General features: G+C 66.5%; 18 protein-coding genes. 8 read left to right on the forward strand and 10 right to left on the reverse strand.

Annotated features, from left to right (window positions below):
- Positions 1–142: 142 nt before the first annotated feature.
- The 4 genes from ACE3N6_RS16105 to grpE all read right to left on the reverse strand — a co-directional run bounded on the left by ACE3N6_RS16105 (position 143) and on the right by grpE (position 5,286).
- Positions 143–1,297: an ABC transporter substrate-binding protein gene (locus tag ACE3N6_RS16105; RefSeq protein ID WP_374246805.1), complete on the reverse strand. Its 1,155-nt coding sequence runs from the start codon at positions 1,295–1,297 to the stop codon at positions 143–145.
- Between the two features lie 142 nt (positions 1,298–1,439).
- Positions 1,440–2,564 (reverse strand): molecular chaperone DnaJ, encoded by a 1,125-nt coding sequence (gene dnaJ / locus ACE3N6_RS16110; protein WP_374246806.1) that lies wholly within the window; start codon positions 2,562–2,564, stop codon positions 1,440–1,442.
- Positions 2,565–2,669: 105 nt separating this feature from the next.
- Complete coding sequence (gene dnaK, locus ACE3N6_RS16115; RefSeq protein WP_374246808.1) at positions 2,670–4,604, reverse strand: molecular chaperone DnaK; 1,935 nt, start codon at positions 4,602–4,604, stop codon at positions 2,670–2,672.
- A gap of 91 nt (positions 4,605–4,695) precedes the next feature.
- On the reverse strand, positions 4,696–5,286 hold the full coding sequence (grpE, locus tag ACE3N6_RS16120; protein ID WP_374246809.1) for a nucleotide exchange factor GrpE: 591 nt from the start codon (positions 5,284–5,286) through the stop codon (positions 4,696–4,698).
- 162 nt (positions 5,287–5,448) lie between these two features.
- Between grpE and ACE3N6_RS16125 the strand changes: the two genes are divergently transcribed.
- Complete coding sequence (locus ACE3N6_RS16125; protein ID WP_374246810.1) at positions 5,449–6,810, forward strand: protein kinase; 1,362 nt, start codon at positions 5,449–5,451, stop codon at positions 6,808–6,810.
- Positions 6,811–6,822: 12 nt separating this feature from the next.
- Here the strand turns inward: ACE3N6_RS16125 and trxC are convergent, their stop codons facing one another.
- Positions 6,823–7,260, reverse strand: a complete 438-nt coding sequence (gene trxC, locus ACE3N6_RS16130; RefSeq protein ID WP_374246811.1) for a thioredoxin TrxC — start codon at positions 7,258–7,260, stop codon at positions 6,823–6,825.
- A gap of 179 nt (positions 7,261–7,439) precedes the next feature.
- On the opposite strand from trxC, the gene ACE3N6_RS16135 reads away from it, so the two are divergent.
- Positions 7,440–7,964 carry an AP2 domain-containing protein gene (locus ACE3N6_RS16135; protein ID WP_374246812.1) on the forward strand — a complete coding sequence of 175 codons (525 nt, stop codon included), beginning with the start codon at positions 7,440–7,442 and terminating at the stop codon, positions 7,962–7,964.
- Between the two features lie 12 nt (positions 7,965–7,976).
- Here the strand turns inward: ACE3N6_RS16135 and ACE3N6_RS16140 are convergent, their stop codons facing one another.
- From ACE3N6_RS16140 to hrcA, 3 genes are read right to left on the reverse strand one after another with little or no spacing between them, the layout of a single operon-like run.
- Positions 7,977–8,321 carry a phage holin family protein gene (locus ACE3N6_RS16140; RefSeq protein WP_374246813.1) on the reverse strand — a complete coding sequence of 115 codons (345 nt, stop codon included), beginning with the start codon at positions 8,319–8,321 and terminating at the stop codon, positions 7,977–7,979.
- Between the two features lie 37 nt (positions 8,322–8,358).
- Positions 8,359–9,456 carry a ferrochelatase gene (gene hemH, locus ACE3N6_RS16145; protein ID WP_374246814.1) on the reverse strand — a complete coding sequence of 366 codons (1,098 nt, stop codon included), beginning with the start codon at positions 9,454–9,456 and terminating at the stop codon, positions 8,359–8,361.
- Between the two features lie 17 nt (positions 9,457–9,473).
- The gene (hrcA, locus tag ACE3N6_RS16150; protein ID WP_374246815.1) at positions 9,474–10,502 is read right to left on the reverse strand and encodes a heat-inducible transcriptional repressor HrcA; all 1,029 of its coding nucleotides are present in this window, start codon (positions 10,500–10,502) and stop codon (positions 9,474–9,476) included.
- A gap of 91 nt (positions 10,503–10,593) precedes the next feature.
- Between hrcA and ACE3N6_RS16155 the strand changes: the two genes are divergently transcribed.
- Positions 10,594–11,478, forward strand: a complete 885-nt coding sequence (locus tag ACE3N6_RS16155) for an NAD kinase (protein WP_374246825.1) — start codon at positions 10,594–10,596, stop codon at positions 11,476–11,478.
- 29 nt (positions 11,479–11,507) lie between these two features.
- Positions 11,508–13,169: a DNA repair protein RecN gene (gene recN, locus ACE3N6_RS16160; protein ID WP_374246816.1), complete on the forward strand. Its 1,662-nt coding sequence runs from the start codon at positions 11,508–11,510 to the stop codon at positions 13,167–13,169.
- On the opposite strand, the gene ACE3N6_RS16165 is transcribed toward recN, so the two are convergent.
- A complete protein-coding gene (locus ACE3N6_RS16165) occupies positions 13,170–13,745 on the reverse strand; it encodes a TMEM165/GDT1 family protein (RefSeq protein ID WP_374246817.1) in 576 nt (191 codons plus the stop codon).
- Positions 13,746–13,773: 28 nt separating this feature from the next.
- On the reverse strand, positions 13,774–14,238 hold the full coding sequence (gene fur / locus ACE3N6_RS16170) for a ferric iron uptake transcriptional regulator (RefSeq protein ID WP_374246819.1): 465 nt from the start codon (positions 14,236–14,238) through the stop codon (positions 13,774–13,776).
- A gap of 118 nt (positions 14,239–14,356) precedes the next feature.
- Here fur and ACE3N6_RS16175 point away from each other — a divergent pair, with 118 nt between their 5' ends.
- The 4 genes from ACE3N6_RS16175 to carA all read left to right on the forward strand — a co-directional run bounded on the left by ACE3N6_RS16175 (position 14,357) and on the right by carA (position 19,639).
- A complete protein-coding gene (locus tag ACE3N6_RS16175; protein WP_374246820.1) occupies positions 14,357–14,728 on the forward strand; it encodes an outer membrane protein assembly factor BamE in 372 nt (123 codons plus the stop codon).
- Positions 14,729–14,792: 64 nt separating this feature from the next.
- The gene (dapB, locus tag ACE3N6_RS16180; protein WP_374246821.1) at positions 14,793–15,599 is read left to right on the forward strand and encodes a 4-hydroxy-tetrahydrodipicolinate reductase; all 807 of its coding nucleotides are present in this window, start codon (positions 14,793–14,795) and stop codon (positions 15,597–15,599) included.
- An 86-nt stretch (positions 15,600–15,685) separates the two neighbouring features.
- Positions 15,686–18,325, forward strand: a complete 2,640-nt coding sequence (locus tag ACE3N6_RS16185) for a response regulator (protein ID WP_374246822.1) — start codon at positions 15,686–15,688, stop codon at positions 18,323–18,325.
- Between the two features lie 132 nt (positions 18,326–18,457).
- A complete protein-coding gene (carA, locus tag ACE3N6_RS16190) occupies positions 18,458–19,639 on the forward strand; it encodes a glutamine-hydrolyzing carbamoyl-phosphate synthase small subunit (RefSeq protein WP_374246824.1) in 1,182 nt (393 codons plus the stop codon).
- The last annotated feature ends 42 nt before the right edge of the window (positions 19,640–19,681 follow it).

Consider the following 19,681-nt stretch of genomic DNA (forward strand, 5'->3'; position numbering starts at 1 on the left):
ACGCCGAACGGCCCCATCTGTCCTTAAAATACAAGACGCCCGATGAAGTCCATCGGGCGTCTCAAATCTCAAGCTGATCGGCGAAACGGCACGCCGAAGGCTGTCAAGCTATAGCAGGACGGGACACGGGCCGGTGCAGGCGTCAGCGCAGCACTCGGCCGTCCCGCCCGAGCACGGTGAGGTCCACGAAGCGCGAGCCGTTGTGGCTGGTGGCCGAGTAGCTCACCTTGTAGCCACCCAGATCGAAGGGCGTGCTCTCGAGGAGGTTGACGAGCTTCTCGCGGGTTGGCTCGCGGCCGGTCTTCTTCAGGGCTTCGGCGATCAGCTTGGCGTTGATGAAGCCTTCGATCCCGTAGTAGCTGTAGTTGGTGTGCTTGGCAAAGGCCTGCAGGGCCTTGTGGTATTCCTTGGTGATCGGCTGGGTGTCGTTCCAGGGGTAGGGCATGACCTGGGCGATGCCGATGCCGTGGGCTTCCTTGGCGCCCATTTCGCCGACCAGCAGATCGGCGCCGATGGGCGACAGGGTGGAGAACTGGGGCATCTGCCCGGCCTTGCGCATCTGCCGGATGAACTCGGCGGTGGGCTTGTAGAGCGTCACCATGATGACCGCCTGGGGGTTGGCCTTGGCGATCTGGCCGACCGCGCTTTCCACCTGGAGGGAGTTGCGCTCCACCGAGCCTTCGGCAACCGGCTTCAGCTTGTGGCGCGCCAGCGCGGCAGCGACGCCTTCCTTGCCCGACTTGCCGAAGCCGTCGTTCTGGTAGAACACTGCGATGTTGGTGATGCCCAGCCCCACCAGATGGTTGACGATGGCCTCGGTCTCGTCGGCGTAGCTGGCGCGCAGGTGGAACATGTAGCGATTGACCGGGCTGCGCAGGCTGCCTGCGCCGCTGATGGTGCCCAGAAGGGGTACTTTGGCCTCGGAGAAGACCTTCATCGCCTCGGTGGTGGGGGACGAACCGTAGAAAGCCATCAGGGCGAACACCTTGTGTTCGTTGATGAGCTTGCGGGTGTTGGCGACGGTGCGGTCGGTCTCGTAGCCGTCATCCAGGGTGACCAGTTCGACTCGCCTGCCGTTGATTCCGCCGCTGGCGTTGAGCTGGGAGAAGTAGGCGAGGGCGCCTTCCTTCATTTCCTTGCCGTAAGCGCCGTTGGGGCCGGAGAAGGGGGCCGACATGCCCAGGGTGATGGCGGTGTCGGAGATGCCGGGGTCGGCTGCGAAGGCGCTGCCCGACGCAGCGAGAGCGAGCCCGGCGCAAAGGCGGGCCAGGCTTGTCTTGAGGGACTTGATCAGCATGGTTGTCGTTATTTTCTGTCAAAAGTGGGTGCGCGTCGGGCAGTATAGGACAAAGAAATCGGTTTCGGAAAACACTGCGGGCCGACGTTCTGCAACGTCGGCCCGCAGTGTGCGATATTGCACTGCAATATTTACCGGAAGATCAGCTACTGAAGAAATCCTTCACCTTGTCCATCCAGGACTTGGCTTTCGGATTGTGCCGCTCGGCGTTGCTGGAGGCGATGTCGCCGAACTCCCGCAGCAGTTCCTTCTGACGCTCGGTAAGCTTGACCGGCGTCTCGACGATCACGTGCACCATCAGGTCGCCCGGCGCATGGGTGCGCACGTTGCGAATGCCTTTTCCGCGCAGGCGGAAGACCTTGGCGCTCTGGGTTTCCGGCGGGATGCGGATGTTGGCCGCGCCGTCGAGGGTGGGGATCTCGATTTCGCCGCCCAGGGCCGCGGTGGTGAAGCTGATCGGCATCTCGCAGTGCAGGTCGTCGCCGTCGCGCTGGAAGACCGGATGCTGCTTGATGTGGATCTCGACGTAGAGGTCGCCGGCGGGGCCGCCGTTGACGCCCGGCTCGCCCTGACCGCCGTGACGCAGCCGCATGCCGTCGTCGATGCCGGCGGGGATCTTCACCTCCAGCGTCTTCTGGCGCTTGACGCGGCCGGCGCCGCCGCAGGCGGTGCAGGGCTCGGGGATGATCCGGCCGCTGCCGTGGCACTTGGGGCAGGTCTGCTGGATCGAGAAGAAGCCCTGCTGGATGCGCACCTGGCCGGCGCCACCGCAGGTGGGGCAGGTCTTGGGCTGGGTGCCGGGCTTGGCGCCGCTGCCGTGGCAGGTGCCGCACTCTTCCTGAGCCGGGATGCGGATGGTCTTCTCGGCGCCGCGGGCGGCTTCTTCGAGGGTGATCTCGAGGTTGTAGCGCAGGTCGGCGCCGCGATAGACGTTGGAACGCCCGCGCCCGCCGCCGCCACCGCCGAAGATGTCGCCGAAGATGTCGCCAAAGGCGTCGGCGAAGCCTTCGAAGCCCTGACCGCCGCCACCGCCCATCTGCGGGTTGATGCCCTCGTGGCCGTAGCGGTCGTAGGCGGCGCGCTTGTTGGCGTCGGTGAGGATCTCGTAGGCTTCCTTGATTTCCTTGAACTTCTCCTCGGCCTCTTTGTTGTCCGGGTTGCGGTCCGGGTGGTACTTCATGGCCAGTTTGCGGTAGGCCTTCTTCAGCTCGTCCTCGGAGGCGTCGCGATTGACGCCGAGGACTTCGTATAAATCCCGTTTCGCCATGTTTGGGGTGCTCTGGCTATCTTGTGGAAAGGCCGAGCCGAGCGGTGCGCGGGGCACCGGCATGGCTCGGCCGGGTCGGTCAGATCGGCCTTGCGGCCGTTGGGCTTACTTCTTGTCCTTCACTTCGGTGAACTCGGCGTCCACCACGTCCGGGTCGTTAGCCTTGGCGCCGCCGGCGGAGGCTCCGGCACCACCTGCCGCACCGGCCGCACCCGCTTCGGCCTGGGCCTGGGCGTAGATGTGCTCGCCGAGCTTCTGGCTGGCCTGACCGAGCGCTTCGCTCTTGGCGTCGATGGCGGCCTTGTCGCCGGACTTGATGGCTTCTTCGGCTTCGGCGATGGCGGCTTCGATCTTGGCCTTGTCGTCGCCGATCTTGTCGCCGTGTTCGGCGAGGGCCTTCTTGACAGAGTGGACCAGGGTGTCGAGCTGGTTACGGGCGTCGACCAGTTCGTGGGCCTTCTTGTCCTCTTCGGCGTGGGCCTCGGCGTCGCGCACCATGCGCTGGATCTCGTCGTCGGACAGGCCGGAGTTGGCCTTGATGGTGATCTTGTTTTCCTTGCCAGTGGCCTTGTCCTTGGCGGACACGTGCAGGATGCCGTTGGCGTCGATGTCGAAGGTGACTTCGATCTGCGGCATGCCGCGCGGGGCCGGCGGGATGTCGGACAGGTTGAACTGGCCGAGACTCTTGTTGCCGGCCGCCATCTCGCGCTCGCCCTGCAGCACGTGGATGGTCACGGCGGACTGGTTGTCGTCGGCGGTGGAGAACACTTGCGAGGCCTTGGTCGGGATCGTGGTGTTCTTCTGAATCAGCTTGGTCATCACGCCGCCCAGGGTCTCGATGCCCAGCGACAGCGGGGTGACGTCGAGGAGCAGCACGTCCTTGACTTCGCCCTGCAGCACGCCGCCCTGGATGGAGGCGCCGACGGCGACGGCTTCGTCCGGGTTCACGTCGCGGCGCGGGTCCTTGCCGAAGAATTCCTTCACTTTCTCGATGACCTTCGGCATGCGGGTCTGGCCGCCGACGAGGATCACGTCGTCGATGTCGGAAACTTTCACGCCGGCGTCCTTCAGGGCCACGCGGCAGGGCTCGATGGTGCGCTCGACCAGGTCTTCGACCAGCGACTCGAACTTGGCGCGGGTGATCTTGAGCGCCAGGTGCTTCGGGCCGGTGGCGTCGGCGGTGATGTAGGGCAGGTTGATTTCGGTCTGCTGGCCGGAGGACAGCTCGATCTTGGCCTTTTCGGCGGCTTCCTTGAGGCGCTGCAGGGCCAGCACGTCGTTCTTCAGATCGACGCCTTGCTCTTTCTTGAACTCGGTGACGATGTAGTCGATGATGCGCTGGTCGAAGTCTTCGCCGCCCAGGAAGGTGTCGCCGTTGGTGGCCAGCACTTCAAACTGGTGCTCGCCGTCGATGTCGGCGATTTCGATCACGGAGATGTCGAAGGTGCCGCCGCCAAGGTCGAAGACGGCGATCTTGGAGTCGCCCGGCTTCTTGTCCATGCCGAAGGCCAGCGCGGCCGCGGTCGGCTCGTTGATGATGCGCTTGACTTCGAGGCCGGCGATGCGGCCGGCGTCCTTGGTGGCCTGGCGCTGGCTGTCGTTGAAGTAGGCCGGCACGGTGATGACGGCTTCGGTGACTTCTTCGCCGAGGTAGTCTTCGGCGGTCTTCTTCATCTTGCGCAGCACTTCGGCGGAGACCTGCGGCGGGGCGATCTTCTTGCCACGCACTTCAACCCAGGCGTCGCCGTTGTCGGCCTTGGTGATGGTGAAGGGCATCAGGTCGATGTCCTTCTGGACTTCCTTTTCCTCGAAGCGGCGGCCGATCAGGCGCTTGACCGCGTAGAGGGTGTTGCGCGCGTTGGTGACGGCCTGACGCTTGGCCGGCGCGCCGCACAGGATCTCGCCATCGTCGGCGTAGGCGACGACGGACGGGGTGGTGCGCGCACCTTCGGAGTTCTCGATGACCTTCGGCTTGCCGCCTTCCATCACGGAGACGCAGCTGTTGGTGGTGCCGAGGTCGATGCCGATGATCTTGCCCATGAGTTTTCCTTGAATTTGAATGCTGTTTGGTGTCGGGTCGGCCGGGCCGGCCCGCTGCTTGTTAGCGAATATGGGGATGCCGCGGCAGCTTTCAAGCGGCCGGCTTGGCTTTCGAGACGACGACCAGCGCCGGGCGCATCACGCGCTCGTTGAGCAGGTAGCCCTTCTGCAGCACGTTGATGACGGTGTTGGGGTCGCCGTCGGCCTCGATGGCGCTGATGGCCTGGTGCTTGTTCGGGTCGAACTTCTCGCCGACCGGGTTCACTTCAGTGACGTTGGCGCTCTGGAAGGCCGACACGAGCTGCTTGAGGGTAAGCTCGACGCCCTGCTTGAAGGTTTCGAGGGTGGCGTTCTCGGTGGCGAGGGCGGCCTCCAGGCTGTCCTTGACCGGCAGCATCGCCTGGGCGAACTTGTCGGCGGCAAACTTGCTGGCCTTGGCGATGTCGTCCTGGGCGCGGCGGCGCACGTTCTCGGTCTCGGCCTTGGCGCGCAGCCAGGCGTCGTGATGCTCGGCGGCCTTCAGCTCGGCCTGACGGAGCTGCTCGGCGAGGCTGGGAAGGGTGTCGGTGCCGGCGGTTTCGCCCGCGCTGGCGGTGGCGGCATCCGCGGCGCCGGCGACGTTCTCCACAAGCTCCGGTGCGGCCTTGTCTTCGGGGCTCAGGGGGGTGTCCTGGTCTTGCATGGGTAACGGCTCCTTTTTTTGACTCGCTTTAAGTGGGGGCAGAGAATATGATTTCAAGGGGGCGCCTCCAATCTTGCCGGCACGCGGCGAAAGGGCGTGTAAAATCCGGGCGTTCCGGGTTCTCTCCGGTCATCTTTACGAATGCATCCGCGTAAAGCAGGTATGGAAAAAGCACCTGATAAAATCGGCAAGTACAAGCTGATCCGGGAGGTCGGCCGCGGCGCCACGGCGACGGTCTATCTCGCCGAGCACCCCCAGTACCCGGATAACGTCGCCCTCAAGCTGATCCGCTTCGACGACAAGTCCAAGGACGAGGCCAAGTGGAACCGGCGTCTGCTCAAGCTGCTGCGGGCCGAGATGGATGTCTCCCGGCGGCTCGATCACCCCAATATCATCAAGATCTTCGATACGGCGGTCGAGAAGGATTACGCCTATATCGTCATGGAGTACTTCCCGGGCACGACCCTCGAGAAGTACTGCAGTTTCCAGACCCTGCTGCCCCTGCATCGCACCATCGGGATGATCTTCAAGTGTGCGATGGCCCTCGACTACGCCTACCGGCAAGGGGTGGTGCACCGCGACATCAAGCCCGCCAACATCCTGGTGGACGACCAGGACAACGTGAAGATCACCGACTTCGGCCTGGCGCTCAATGTGAGCAAGAAGAGCGCTGCCGACTCGACCTTCATCATGGGGGTGGGCTCGCCGGCCTACATGAGCCCGGAGCAGATCAAGGGCTATCCGCTCAACCAGAAGACCGACCTGTTCTCGCTCGGGGTGGTGCTGTTCCACATGCTCACCGGCCGGCTGCCCTTTCGGGCCAAGAACCCGGCCCAGCTGATCTACAAGATCATCAACACCGAACCGCCGCTGGTGTCGCAGATCAACTCCGAGCTGCCCGAGCAGCTCGATCAGGTGATCCGCAAGTCCCTCGAGAAGGATCTCTACTCCCGCTACAAGAACGGTGCCGAGTTTGCCAAGGATCTGTCTGCGGTGCGCTACAAGATCCTCGACGACTCCACCGGCCAGCAGGACACCACCCGCTATTCCACGCTGCGCAAGATGGCCTTCTTCACCGAGTTCGAGGACGTGGAGATCTGGGAGATGCTGCGCATCTCGCGCTGGCGCAAGGTGGAGTCCCACACCCTGCTGCTTCGCGAAGGCGACGCCGATCAGCGCTTCGGCCTCATCATCGACGGCAGGGTCGAGGTTTCGGTGGATGGCCACCGGGTGTGCGAACTGGGCGCGGGTGAGGTCTTCGGCGAACTGGCCTTTCTCGACGCCCAGGATCACAAGCACATGAACACCGCAGTGACCACCACCGAGACGGTTTACCTCGAGATCAACCCCGCGGCCCTGTCGCTCGCCACCGACGAGTGCCAGGATGCCTTCCGCACTCGCCTCGTCACCACCGTGGCCCGTCGCCTGGGTGCGGCCTACCGCGAACTCTCCAAGACCGGCGTGCCGGCCGAGCGGGTCACCGCCAGCGGCTTCGGCATGGAACTCCAGCTCGTCGACAACTGAGCGCCATCGCCCTCAGCCCAGGTGGGCGAGGGTCCAGCGGCAGATGTCGTCGACCCCCATCGCCCCCGCCTGACGGGCAATCTCCCGCCCATGGCGGATCAGCACCAGCGTCGGGATGCTGCGAATCCCGAAGCGTGCCGCCAGCGCCTGCTCCTCTTCCGTATTCACCTTGCCGAGCCTGATCCGGGGTTCGAGCCGCGCCGCAGCGGCCGAGAACGCGGGCGCCATGCTCCGGCACGGTCCGCACCAGGGCGCCCAGAAATCCACCAGCAGCGGCAGATCGCCCTTTTCGGCATGGGCGGCAAAATTTGCCGCATTCAGCGTCACCGGCGCCGCGGTGAAGAGCGGCGCCTTGCAGCGACCGCAGGTACCGTGATCCGCCAGCTTGTCGGCAGGCACCCGGTTGAGGGCCTGACAGTGGGGGCAGGGGACGAGAAGGGGCTGGCTCATGTCATGTCATCCGATGGGGAGAGGGCCCTTTCCAGATGGGGCAATCTGCCGGGCTTTCAAGAGGGGCGCCGTTTTCCGTGTGTCGGGCCGCGCCGCTTCATGCCTAAAGTTCCGGCCGCTCGGGCCGAAATTTGCTCCTGAAGCGCGAATGTCGTCGCGGACCCTTGAGGAGGTGGCCTGTGAGCCGAGGCAGCACATACGGAATCAGTCGGGTAGACAACGAAACCAGCCGTACCCACGGCTGGCTGGTGACGATCCAGCGTCGCGGTGTGATCTACCGTAAGCACTTCAGTGACGGCGTGTTTGGCGGAAAGCAGCGCTCCTTCGCGGCTGCGAAGGAGTACCGGGACGAGATCATCGCCGCCCATCCCCCGTTGTCGATGCAGGAGTACTCCAACATCGTCAAGAAGAACAACCGCTCCGGCGTGGTCGGCGTGTGCCGCTACTGCGCCTCCGAGACCCGCGATCTGCCGGAGGAGAAGCAGCGCTGGTTCTGGGTGGCCTCGTGGCCGCTGCCGGACGGGCGTCGCAAGCGGGTGAAGTTCTCGGTCAAGAAATACGGCGAGGAAGGGGCTTTCCAGATGGCGATGGATGCCCGCGCCGCGGCCCTGGGCAAGCTGGTGGGGGCTTTCGATCCGGGCGCCGTGCGCCGCAAGGCTGCCCGGCGCCGCGCGGCACCGGTGGCGACCTCCGGCGCCCACTGAAAACCCGGGTCGTCAGTCCTTGTCCGCCAGGGCCAGGCTGACCATCCAGGTGAGCAGGCTGTAGACCAGCGCACCCCAGAACGCGGTAGAGAAGTCCGGCACCACGAAGCCCTTCACGAGGCCGGACACTGCCCAGAACATCAGCGCGTTGATGACCAGCGTGAACAGGCCCAGCGTGAGGAGGGTGATGGGCAGGGTGATCAGCACCAGCAGCGGACGGATGATGGCGTTGACGAAGCCCAGCAGCACGGCGCTGACGAGGGCTGAGGCGTAGCCATCCACCTGCACCTGGCTGACGAGTTCGGGGATCAGCATCAGCGCGACGGCGTTGAGCACCCAGCGCAAAATCAGTTTCATCGGTTCTCTCCGGCCCCGGCGACGGGGCAGTATCCGGTCAGGCCTTGGCGCCGCGATCGCGGGCCAGGCGTGCCTGACGTTCAAGGGCGGCGCTGTCGGGGCGCGGGTCGCTCAGCCAGTGGCCCATCTCCCGCAGGCACACGGCCATTAGTGCCTCGATCCAGTCCTGACGCTCGTTCAGGCACGGAATGTAGCCGAAGCGCTTGCCGCCGGCGTGCAGGAAGGCCTCGCGGCATTCCATGTCGATCTCTTCCAGGGTTTCCAGGCAGTCCGAGACGAAACCCGGGCACATCACGTCCACCGATCCGACGCCTTCGCGGGCCATCGCCTCCAGGGTGGGCTGGGTGTAGGGCTGCAGCCATTCGGCCTTGCCGAAGCGGGACTGGAAGCTCACCACCAGTCGTTCCGGCGGCAGGGCGAGGGCCTCGCCCAGCAAGCGCGCGGTCTTCAGGCATTCGCAGTGGTAGGGGTCGCCGAGTTCGAGCGAGCGCTTGGGCGTGCCGTGGAAGCTCAGCACCAGCCGGTCGGGTTCGCCGTTACGCTTCCAGTGTTCGCGCACCGAGTTGGCGAGGGCCTGGATGTAGGCGGGCTCACCGGGAAAGCTGCGTACGTAGCGGAGCTCCGGCAGGTTGCGCCAGTGGCGCAGGCAGTCGGCCACCTCGTCGATCACCGTGGCGGTGGTGCTGGCGGCGTACTGGGGGTAGAGCGGCACCACCAGGATGCGGGTGCAGCCGGCGGCGCGCATGGCGTCGAGCTGGGTGCGGATCGACGGCTGACCGTAGCGCATGGCCCATTCGACCACCAGCTCCCGCTCCCCGGCCTGGGCAAAGAAGCCCTTGAGCAGCTTGGCCTGCTTTTCGGTGTGGGCCTTGAGGGGCGAGCCCTCGTCGGTCCACACGCTGGCGTACTTGGCGGCGGATTTGGCCGGGCGGGTGCGCAGGATGATGCCGTGGAGGATCGGCCACCAGAGGAGGCGCGGGATCTCCACCACCCGGGGGTCGGACAGGAACTGCCGCAGATAGGGGCGCAGGGCGGCGGCGGTGGGGGCGGCCGGGGTGCCGAGGTTGACCAGCAGGATGCCGGTACGCGGCGCCTTGCCGTGGGTGTGCGCTGGCGCTTGCCAGAATCGGGTCATCGGGGGAGCTTTCAGGTTCAGTTCTGCCCTGAGAGGGCGCTGGAGATGAGGCGGGCGGTGATGTCCACGATGGGGATCACCCGCTCGTAGGCCATCCGGGTGGGGCCGATCACGCCGACCGAACCCACCAGCTGGCCGTCCACCTCGTAGGGGGCGGTGACGACGCTGCAGTCGTCCAGCGGGCTGAGGCCGCTCTCGCCACCGATGAAGATCTGCACGCCCTGGGCGCGGTTGGAGATGTCGAGCAGCTGCATCAGGCTGGTCTTCTGCTCGAAGAGCTTGAACAGCTCGCGCAGGCGGGCCATGTTGGAGGACAGATCCTCGGCGTCGAGGAGGTTGGTCTCGCCGGAGATCACGTAGGTGCTGCGGGTTTCCTCGATGGCCTCGCTGCCGGCCTCGACGGCGGCGCTCATCAGCTCGGTCATGTCGGTGCGCAGTTGCTTGAGTTCATCCTGGATGCGGGTGCGGATCTCGTCGAAGGCCAGGCCGGCGAAGTGCTGGTTGAGGTAGTTGGCCGCGGTGACGAGCTCCGACGGGCTGTAGGCGCGCTTGGTGAACAGGATGCGATTCTGCACGTCGCCAGCGCTGGTGACGAGGATCAGCAGGATGCGGGTGTCGGACAGGCTGACGAATTCGATCTGGCGGATCCGCGGCACGTCCTGCTTGGGCGAGACGACGACGCCGGCGAAGTGGGTGAGGCCGGAGAGCAGCTGGGAGGCGGCGTTGAGCACCCGCTGGGGCTCGCCCGGCTGGATCTGACCCTGGAGTTCCTGGAGCTGGCCGGTGCCGATGGGCTGCACCGTGAGCAGGCTGTCCACAAAAAAGCGGTAGCCCAGCGGGGTGGGAATGCGCCCGGCGGAGGTGTGCGGGCTGGTGATGAAGCCCAGCTCCTCCAGGTCGGACATCACGTTGCGCACCGTGGCCGGCGACAGCTGCAGACCCGAAAAGCGCGACAGCGCCCGCGATCCGACCGGCTGGCCTTGGGCGATGTAGTGCTCCACCAGGGTTTTCAGGAGGATTTGCGAGCGTTGGTCGAGACGGGTCATGGCTGCAGGTGTAGGGTTCCCGGCGATTCTAAGAGAAGGCCGGCGTTCATGAGAAGCAGGAGCGCGCGGCAGAATGTGGTTTAATCGTTGCATGACCTGCGACTTCAAGACGATTGCCCTGATCGGCAAGTATCAGAGCCCTGAAGTGGCCGAGGCGGTGCTTCGGCTGGCCAACTATTTGCGCGGTCTCGGTCTGGCGGTGTTGATCGAGCAGGGAACTGCGAGTTCCACCGGGCTTACGGCCGGTTTCACCGTGGCCAGTTACGACGAGATCGGCGCCCGGGCCGACTTGGCGGTGGTGCTCGGCGGCGACGGCACGCTGCTCAACAGCGCCTGCCGGCTGGCCGCTTACAACGTGCCGCTGGCGGGCGTCAATCAGGGCCGGCTGGGCTTTCTCACCGACATCTCCCGGGAGGTCGCCCTCGACAAGATCGGCGAGATCCTCCAGGGGCGTTATACCGAGGAGTCCCGCATCCTGCTCGACGCCGAAGTGCTGCGGGGCGGTCAGCGCGTGTTCCATACGGTGGCCCTCAACGACGTGGTCGTCAACAAGGGCGAGCTGGGGCGGATGATCGAGTTCGATCTGCGGGTCGATGGCGAGTTCGTCTACACCCAGCGCTCCGACGGCATGATCGTCTCGACGCCCACGGGCTCCACGGCCTACGCGCTGTCGGCCAACGGGCCGATCCTCCATCCCAGTGTCGAAGGCATCGCGCTGGTGCCCATGTGCCCGCACGCGCTCACTGCCCGGCCGATCACGCTGCCCGATCATTGCTGCATCGAGATCGTCCTGCTGCCGCCCCACGATTCCCGCGTCCACTTCGACGGCCAGAGCCGCTACGACACCCGCGCCGGCGACACCGTGCGGATCACCCGCTCGCCCCATCGCGTGCGCCTGCTGCACCCCCCAGGCTACAGCTACTTTGCCATGTTGCGCGAGAAGCTGCACTGGAGTTCGACCCCCCGTCACGGCTGACCTGCCGGTTTCATCCATTCGTTTTTTTCATGCTGCGTCATCTTTCCATTCGCGATTTCGTGATTGTCGATCGGCTTGAGCTGGCCTTCGAGGCCGGCTTCGGTGCGCTCACCGGCGAGACCGGTGCCGGTAAGTCGATTCTCCTGGATGCGCTCGGGCTGGCCCTGGGCGGCAAGGCCGAGGCCGGCGTGGTGCGCAGCGGTCAGGCGCGCGCCGAGATCGTGGCCGAGTTCGACCTGCCCGCCGATGGCCCGCTGCGGGCCTGGCTGGCGGAGCAGGAGATCGACGCCGCCGACGACACCGTGCTGATGCGCCGGGTCATCGAGAGCGGCGGCCGCTCCAAGGCCTGGCTCAACGGCTCGCCGGTGGTGCTGGCGCAGCTGCGCGCGGCCGGCGAGTGGCTGGCCGACATCCACGGGCAACACGCCCACCACGCGCTGCTCAGGCCCGACGCCCAGCTGGCCCTCGTCGATGCCCACGGTGGGCTTGTCGCCCAGGCTGCCGAGGTGGCCGAGCGTCATCGGGCGTGGTCGGCCCTGCGCCGGGCGCGGGAAGCGGCGGAGGAGGGGGCTAGCTCCACCGAGCGGGAGCGGGAGCTCCTGGGCTGGCAGGTGACTGAACTGCGGGAGCTGGCCTTCGAGCCCGACGAGTGGGCCCAGCTCAACCAGGAACAGGCTCGTCTGGCCCACGCCGCCAGCCTGATCGAAGGCAGCGCCGAAGTCATCGACGGACTGGCCGATGGCGATTACGCGCTGGTCTCCCAGCTTGAGCGCCTGCTCTCCCGCGTGGCCGACATGGCCCGCCACGACGGCCAGCTCGCCGACGTGCAGGAGCTGCTGGGCAGTGCCGGCATCCAGCTCGACGAGGCGCTCCACGCCATGCGCCGCTACCGCGATCGGCTCGATCTCGATCCGGATCGCCTCGCCGAGATCGACCAGCGCATCCAGGCGATCACCGCCATGGCCCGCAAGTATCGCGTTGCCCCCGAGGCCCTGCCGGACGTGCTGACCGAGAGCGCGGGGCGGCTCGAGCGGCTGGTCCGCCAGTCCGATCCGGAGGCCCTGGCCCGCGAAGAGGCTGCGGCCAAGGCGGCCTTCCTGGCGGTTGCCGCGCCCTTGTCGGCAGCGCGGGGCAAGGTGGCGGCCGAGCTGTCGGCGGCGGTCACCGAGGCGATGCAGTCGCTGGCGATGGGCGGCGCGCAGTTCGAGATCGCGCTGCGCCCAGTCGAGGATGGCGCTGCGAGCGGGCTGGAGAGCGTCGAATTCCTCGTCACCGCCAACGCCAGCCAGCCGCTCCGGCCGATGGCCCGGGTGGCGTCGGGGGGCGAGTTGTCGCGGATCGGGTTGGCGATCCAGGTCATCACCAGCCGCAACGCGGCCACGCCGACGCTGATCTTCGACGAGGTGGACGTGGGGATCGGCGGCCGGGTGGCCGAGATCGTCGGGCGGCTGCTGCGTCAGCTGGGCGAGGACCGGCAGGTGCTGTGCGTCACCCACCTGCCGCAGGTGGCGGCCCAGGCCAACTGGCAGTGGTCCATCGCCAAAGAGACGCGGGATGGCGAGACCCTGTCGCGGGTCACGCCGCTGGACGACCCGGCGCGGATCGAGGAGATCGCCCGGATGCTGGGCGGGGTGAACATCACCGACACCACCCGCAGCCACGCCGCGGAGATGCTGGGCCTGACCGGCTGATTAGCCCAGGCTGGCGGCGCCGGCCATGGTCGCTGCGCCGGTGAGCACGAACACGCCGGCGGCAATCCAGCGGATCAGTTTGAGGGGCAGGCGCTTCGCGAGCCCTTCGCCCAGCAGCACGGCCGGCACGTTGGCGAGCATCATGCCCACCGTGGTGCCCAGCACCACCCAGGCCAGTGCGTCGAAACGGGCGGCCAGGGCGACGGTGGCGAGTTGGGTCTTGTCGCCCATCTCGGCGATGAAGAAGGCGATGGCGGTGGTCACGAAGGCGCCGGCCGGGTGCATCTCGGAGGGCGCCTCGTCGTCATCCAGCGTGTCGGGCTTGAGCGTCCACAGGCCGAAAACCACGAACACGATGCCGACGATCCACGGCAGCCAGTGGGTCGGGATGTACTGGGCGATCCACACCCCCACCGAGCCGGCGAGGGCGTGGTTGAGGATCGTCGCCACGAAGATGCCGGCGATGATCGGCCAGGGCTTGCGCAGGCGGGCCGCCAGCACGAAAGACAAAAGCTGGGTCTTGTCGCCGATTTCAGCCAGGGCGACGAGGGCTGTCGAAGTCAGGAAGGCGTCCACGGGGAGGCGGCGTCGGGGCCGCGGAAAGTCAGGATTCCGGGGTGTTGCCGGCGGGCGTCAGGCTGGCGGACTTGTGGGGGCAGTCGGTCTTCTTGCAGTCGACGTACAGATACAGGGCGTGCTCGCGCACCGCGAAGCCGCGTTCTTCGGCGATGCGGTTCTGGCGCTCCTCGATGGCGGGGTCGAAGAACTCCTCGACGTGGCCGCACTGCATGCACACCAGGTGGTCGTGGTGGCTGCCTTCGTTGAGTTCGAACACCGCCTTGCCCGATTCGAAGTAGTGGCGCTCCAGAATGCCTGCCTGCTGGAACTGGGTGAGCACCCGATAGACGGTAGCGAGCCCGATATCCATGTCTTCGGCGATCAGCAGGCGATACACGTCTTCGGCGGTGAGGTGGCGGTTCTCGGCCTTCTGGAACAGGTCGAGGATCTTCAGCCGGGGGAAGGTTGCCTTCAGGCCGATACTTTTGAGATTCTGGGAATTGCTGGACATGGAGGCCCCGAAAAACACGAGAGGGCGGCCGGGAGCCCGGCCGGCCCCGTATGATATAGTTTCTGCCCCTCGTTGAGAATGCGGCCTCTCGGCCGTGTCTGCGTCCGCTCCGAACCCCATGCGCAATCTGCTCTCTTCCGCCTTGCTGTTCGCCGCGCTGGGTGCGGCCGTCTCCGGCTGCTCCCCGACCGCCGTCAGCGATTTCGTGAAGCCGTACCGGATCGACATCCGCCAGGGTAATTACGTCACCCAGGAGATGGTGTCCCAGCTCAAGCCGGGCATGACCCGCGATCAGGTGCGTTTCGTGCTGGGCACGCCCCTGGTCACCGACGTCTTTCACGCCGACCGCTGGGATTACGTCTATCGCTTCCGGCCCGGCAAGGGCGATCGGCTGCAGGAGCGGCGTCTCACGGTGATCTTCTCGGGCGACGGCCTGCTCCGCCTGGAGGGCGACGTCCGCCCCGAAGAGGCCGCTGCCACGCCCCGGTGATCCCCGAGCCGCCCGCCGGCGCACCTCGACACCTCTTTTCCTATCGTTCAATCTCGGGAAACACATGACCAAAGTTCGTATCGCGATTGCCGGTGCGTCGGGCCGCATGGGCCGGATGCTGATCGAGACGACCCTCAAGGCGGCCGACGCCGAACTCGTCGCCGCCTTCGAGCTGCCGGGCAGCCCCTTCATCGGCAAGGACGCCGGCGAGCTGGTGAGCCAGCCCTGCGGTGTGGCGATCACCAGCGACGTCGCCGCGGGCCTCGTAAAGGCCGACTGCCTGATCGACTTCACCCGGCCGGAAGGCACCCTCCATCACCTTGAACTCGCGAAGGCTGCGTCCTGCGGCATGGTGATTGGCACCACCGGCTTTTCGGCCGAAGGCAAGGCGGCCATCGCCGCAGCCGCCGAGTCGATCCCGGTGGTCTTTGCGCCCAACATGGCGATCGGCGTGAACGCGGTGTTCAAGCTGCTCGAAGTGGCGGCCCGCATCCTCAACGACGGCTACGACGTGGAGGTCATCGAGGCCCATCATCGCCTGAAGGTGGATGCGCCGTCCGGCACCGCGCTGCGCATGGGCGAGGTGGTCGCCAGGGAACTCGGTCGCGATCTCGAAACCTGCGCCATCTATGGCCGCGAAGGGGTGACCGGCGAGCGCGACGCGCAGACCATCGGCTTCTCCACGATCCGCGGTGGCGACATCGTCGGCGATCACACCGTGCTGTTTGCCGGCATCGGCGAGCGCATCGAGATCACCCACAAGAGCAGCAGCCGCATGCCTTACGCGTCCGGCAGCCTGCGCGCGGCGCGCTTCATCGCGGGGCGCAAGGCGGGGCTCTTCGATATGCAGGATGTGCTTGGGCTGAAGTGATCCGGCGTCGCTCCCCCGCTCTCAAGGACGGGGGCGGCATGCCGTTATAGTCGTCAGTTCCCAGGCGGCGCGCCGGTTTTTCCGGCGTGTCCGCAATCCAGATCGACGACCCCGACCTCCTTGCCGAAGTGACCAGCCCAGAAGCCGATCCCGCCCAGTCCGACGCGCTGCTCGGACGCGCCTTGCGTAACTTCATTACGCAGCGTGTCGCCGTCGGGCAGTTGTCGGCGGCCTGCGATCCGGCAACGGCGTCGCCAGAGCAGTTGCTCGACATCGTGCGCGGCGTCATTGCCGCCCGGGACGAGGCCGAATGCAACGTCCGGGCCTCCAGCGAGCGGCTCGACCTGGCCATGCAGAACACCGAGGGCGGCCTGTGGGATTGGGATCTCGCCTCCGGCGCCATCGTCCTCGACGACAACTGGCGGGAGATCCTCGGCTACAACGGCCCGGCAGATTCGGTGGCCGCGCCGGAGTGGTTTTCGCTCGTTCACCCCGACGACCTGGAGGTGATCCGCCAGCATGCCGTGGTGCACCTGCGGGGCGAGCAGGATCACTTCGAGGCGCAGTTCCGGATCCGCCACTGCTCCGGCGACTGGCGCTGGGTCTTCGTGCGCGGGCGGGCCTCGAACCGCGCACCGAACGGGCGCTGGGCGCGGATGGTGGGCACCTACCGGGATGCCACCCAGGCCAAGCGTTCGGAGCTGGAGCTGCTGCACGCCAAGGAGCAGGCCGAAGCGGCCAACCGGGCCAAAAGCGATTTCCTGGCCAACATGAGCCATGAGATCCGGACCCCGATGAACGGGGTCATCGGGATGACCGAGCTGCTCCTCGACACCCAGCTCGACATCGAGCAGCGGGAGTACCTCCAGACCGTCAAGAGTTCGGCCGATTCGCTGCTGCGGATCATCAACGACGTGCTCGACTTCTCGAAGATCGAGGTCGGGCACCTGACCCTCGAACGGGTCGGCTTCTCGCTGCCGGGGCTGCTCGGCGACATGATGAAATCCCTCGCGCTGCGGGCCTACCAGAAGGGCCTCGAGTGCTTCTACGACATCGAGCCGGACGTGCCGACGGTGCTCGTCGGCGATCCCATCCGGCTTCGGCAGGTGCTCACCAATCTGGTGGGCAACGCGATCAAGTTCACCGAAGCCGGCGAGGTGGAGGTCTCGGTGCGCAGCCTGGGCGAGGACTCCGGCGTGCTGGGCCTTGAGTTCGCGGTGCGGGATTCGGGGATCGGCATCCCGGCCGACAAGCAGGCGCTGGTCTTCGGTGCCTTCTCCCAGGCCGACGAATCCACCACCCGCAAGTACGGCGGGACGGGCCTCGGGCTGGCGATCAGCCGGCGGATCGTCGAGCTGATGGGCGGCGCAATCACCCTCGACAGCGAGCCGGGGGTTGGCAGCACCTTTCGGTTCACCGTCCGGGTGGGCGTGGGGCAGGCCGGGCTCTCGGTGCAGCGCAGCTTCGGGTCGCGCCGGGTGCTCGTCGCGGGGCGCAACGCGGCATTCCGCCAGTGCGTCGACCGGCAGCTGAAGTCGGTGGGGCTGGAGGTGCAGGGGGCCGGCACCGGCGAGGCCGTCGAAGAGCTGCTGGCCGCCGCCCACAAGGCCAACCAGCCTTTCGACTGGCTGTTGATGGACGCCACCATGCCGGCGCCCGGCGGCTACGCGCTGGCCGAATCCCTCAGCAAGGGCTGGCCACGGCTCGACCGGGTGGTGATGATGCTCGACGCCAACACCCAGCGCAGCGACACCGTGAAGTGCGAGAACCTGAAGGTGGGGGCGCGTCTCATCAAGCCCTTCGCCCAGACCGATCTGCTGGAGGCGCTGGCGCTGACCCTTCAGGGCGAGGCGGTGGATGAGGAGAAACTCTTCGCCTTCGACGCCGCCCAGACCCAGGCCTATGCGCCACCGGTGTCCCGGGCGCGGCAGAACCTGAAGATCCTGCTGGTGGAGGACAATCCGGTCAATCAGACGGTTGCGGTCAAGATGCTCGAGAAGGTCGGGCACAAGATCACCGTGGCCGGCAACGGTCAGGAGGCGCTGGATCTGTTCGACCAGGAGCGGTTCGACGTGATCCTGATGGACGTTCAGATGCCGGTGATGGGCGGGCTGGAGGCGACCCAGGCCATCCGCACCCGCGAGGCGCGCCGCAGCTGGGCGGCGGGCGGGCAGTGGCGATCGACCCCCATCGTGGCGATGACCGCCCACGCCATGCAGGGCGACCGGGATCGCTGTCTGATGGCCGGCATGGACGACTACATCGCCAAGCCGATCAAGCCCGTGGAGCTGCACGCGGTCATCGACCGGGTGATGGGCGATCTGAACGTGGGCGGCGACGAGCCCGAAGAGACGCCCGGCTCCTATCTGGACATGGCCGCCGACAACAGCATTGCCGATCTGGGCGCCACCCGCGATCTGCTCGACGGGGACGACGCCGCGCTGCAGCAGTTGATCGGCCTGTTCTTCAGCGACCTCGAACGCAACCGGCGGATGCTCGAGCAGGCGCACCGCGACGGGGATTTCCCGACCATCCGCAGCATCGCCCACTCGATCAAGGGTTCAGCTGGCGTGTTCAACGCCTCTGCCGTCACGGCCGTCGCCCAGCGCCTCGAAGCGGCGGCCAAGGATGCCGACGCACCCACCGTCAAGCGGGAGCTGCCGGTGCTCATGACCGAGCTGGGCAACCTGGCGGGCGTATTGCGCAGAGCGCGCAAACCCGCTTAGGCGTGTCAGCGTCTTGTCAGTTTCCCTACAGACGGGTTTGCCGGACAGCCCCGTCACGGGCTATAATTAGAAAGTTTCTCAGCGGGATAGCCACAGCGGCTGATCCCGTTTTTCATGTGTAGCACGCTGCACATGCCAGTTGTCCAATCACCAGAATTCGAGGAGTCCGCCGTGTCAGCTTTCCCGCCCGCCATTCTTGCTCTTGCCGACGGGACGGTGTTTTACGGTAAAGGCATCGGAGCGGTCGGTTCGACGGTGGGTGAGGTGGTTTTCAACACCTCCATGTCGGGTTACCAGGAAATCCTCACCGACCCGAGCTACTGCCGTCAGATCGTCACCCTCACCTATCCGCACATCGGCAACACCGGCATCAACCGTGAAGACTGCGAGGCCGGCAAGGTCTACGCCGCCGGTCTCGTCATCCGCGATCTTCCGCTGGTGGCGTCCAACTGGCGCAGCGAGCAGTCGCTCGATGCCTACCTCAAGGCCGAGAACATCGTCGCCATCGCCGGCATCGACACCCGCAAGCTGACCCGCATCCTGCGGGAGAAGGGCGCCCAGAGTGGCTGCATCGTCACCGCGGTCAACGCCGCCGGTCTCAATGCCGAAGCCGCCGTGGCCCAGGCCCGGGCCTTCCCCGGGCTGGCCGGCATGGATCTGGCCAAGGTCGTCTCCGCCACCGAAACCTACCCCTGGACCGAAGGCGAATGGCGTCTCGAGCAGGGCTACGTGGCGGCCGAGAACCCCCGCTTCCATGTGGTCGCCTACGACTACGGCGTCAAGCGCAACATCCTGCGCATGCTGGCCGAGCGCGGCTGCCGGCTGACCGTCGTGCCGGCCCAGACGCCGGCCGCCGAGGTTCTCGCGCTCAACCCGGACGGCGTCTTCCTGTCCAACGGCCCCGGCGATCCGGAGCCCTGCGACTACGCCATCGCGGCCATTCAGGAAGTGCTCGCGAAGGGCATCCCCACCTTCGGCATCTGCCTGGGCCACCAGCTGCTCGCGCTGGCCTCCGGCGCCAAGACCCTGAAGATGAAGTTCGGCCACCACGGCGCCAACCACCCGGTCAAGGATCTCGACTCCGGCCAGGTGCTCATCACCAGCCAGAACCACGGCTTCGCGGCCGATGCCGCCACCCTGCCGGCCAACGTCCGGGTCACCCACGTGTCCCTCTTCGACGGCAGCCTGCAGGGCCTGGCCCGCACCGACGTGCCGGCCTTCTCGTTCCAGGGTCACCCGGAAGCGAGCCCCGGCCCGCACGACGTGGCCTACCTGTTCGACCGATTCATCAAGTTGATGGAGGCGAAGGGCTGAGGCCGATCGCCCTGCCGGCGCGGCCGGGCGCGGCCCGCCCCC

The sequence above is a fragment of the Zoogloea sp. genome (assembly GCF_041904905.1).
Lineage (GTDB): Bacteria > Pseudomonadota > Gammaproteobacteria > Burkholderiales > Rhodocyclaceae > Zoogloea.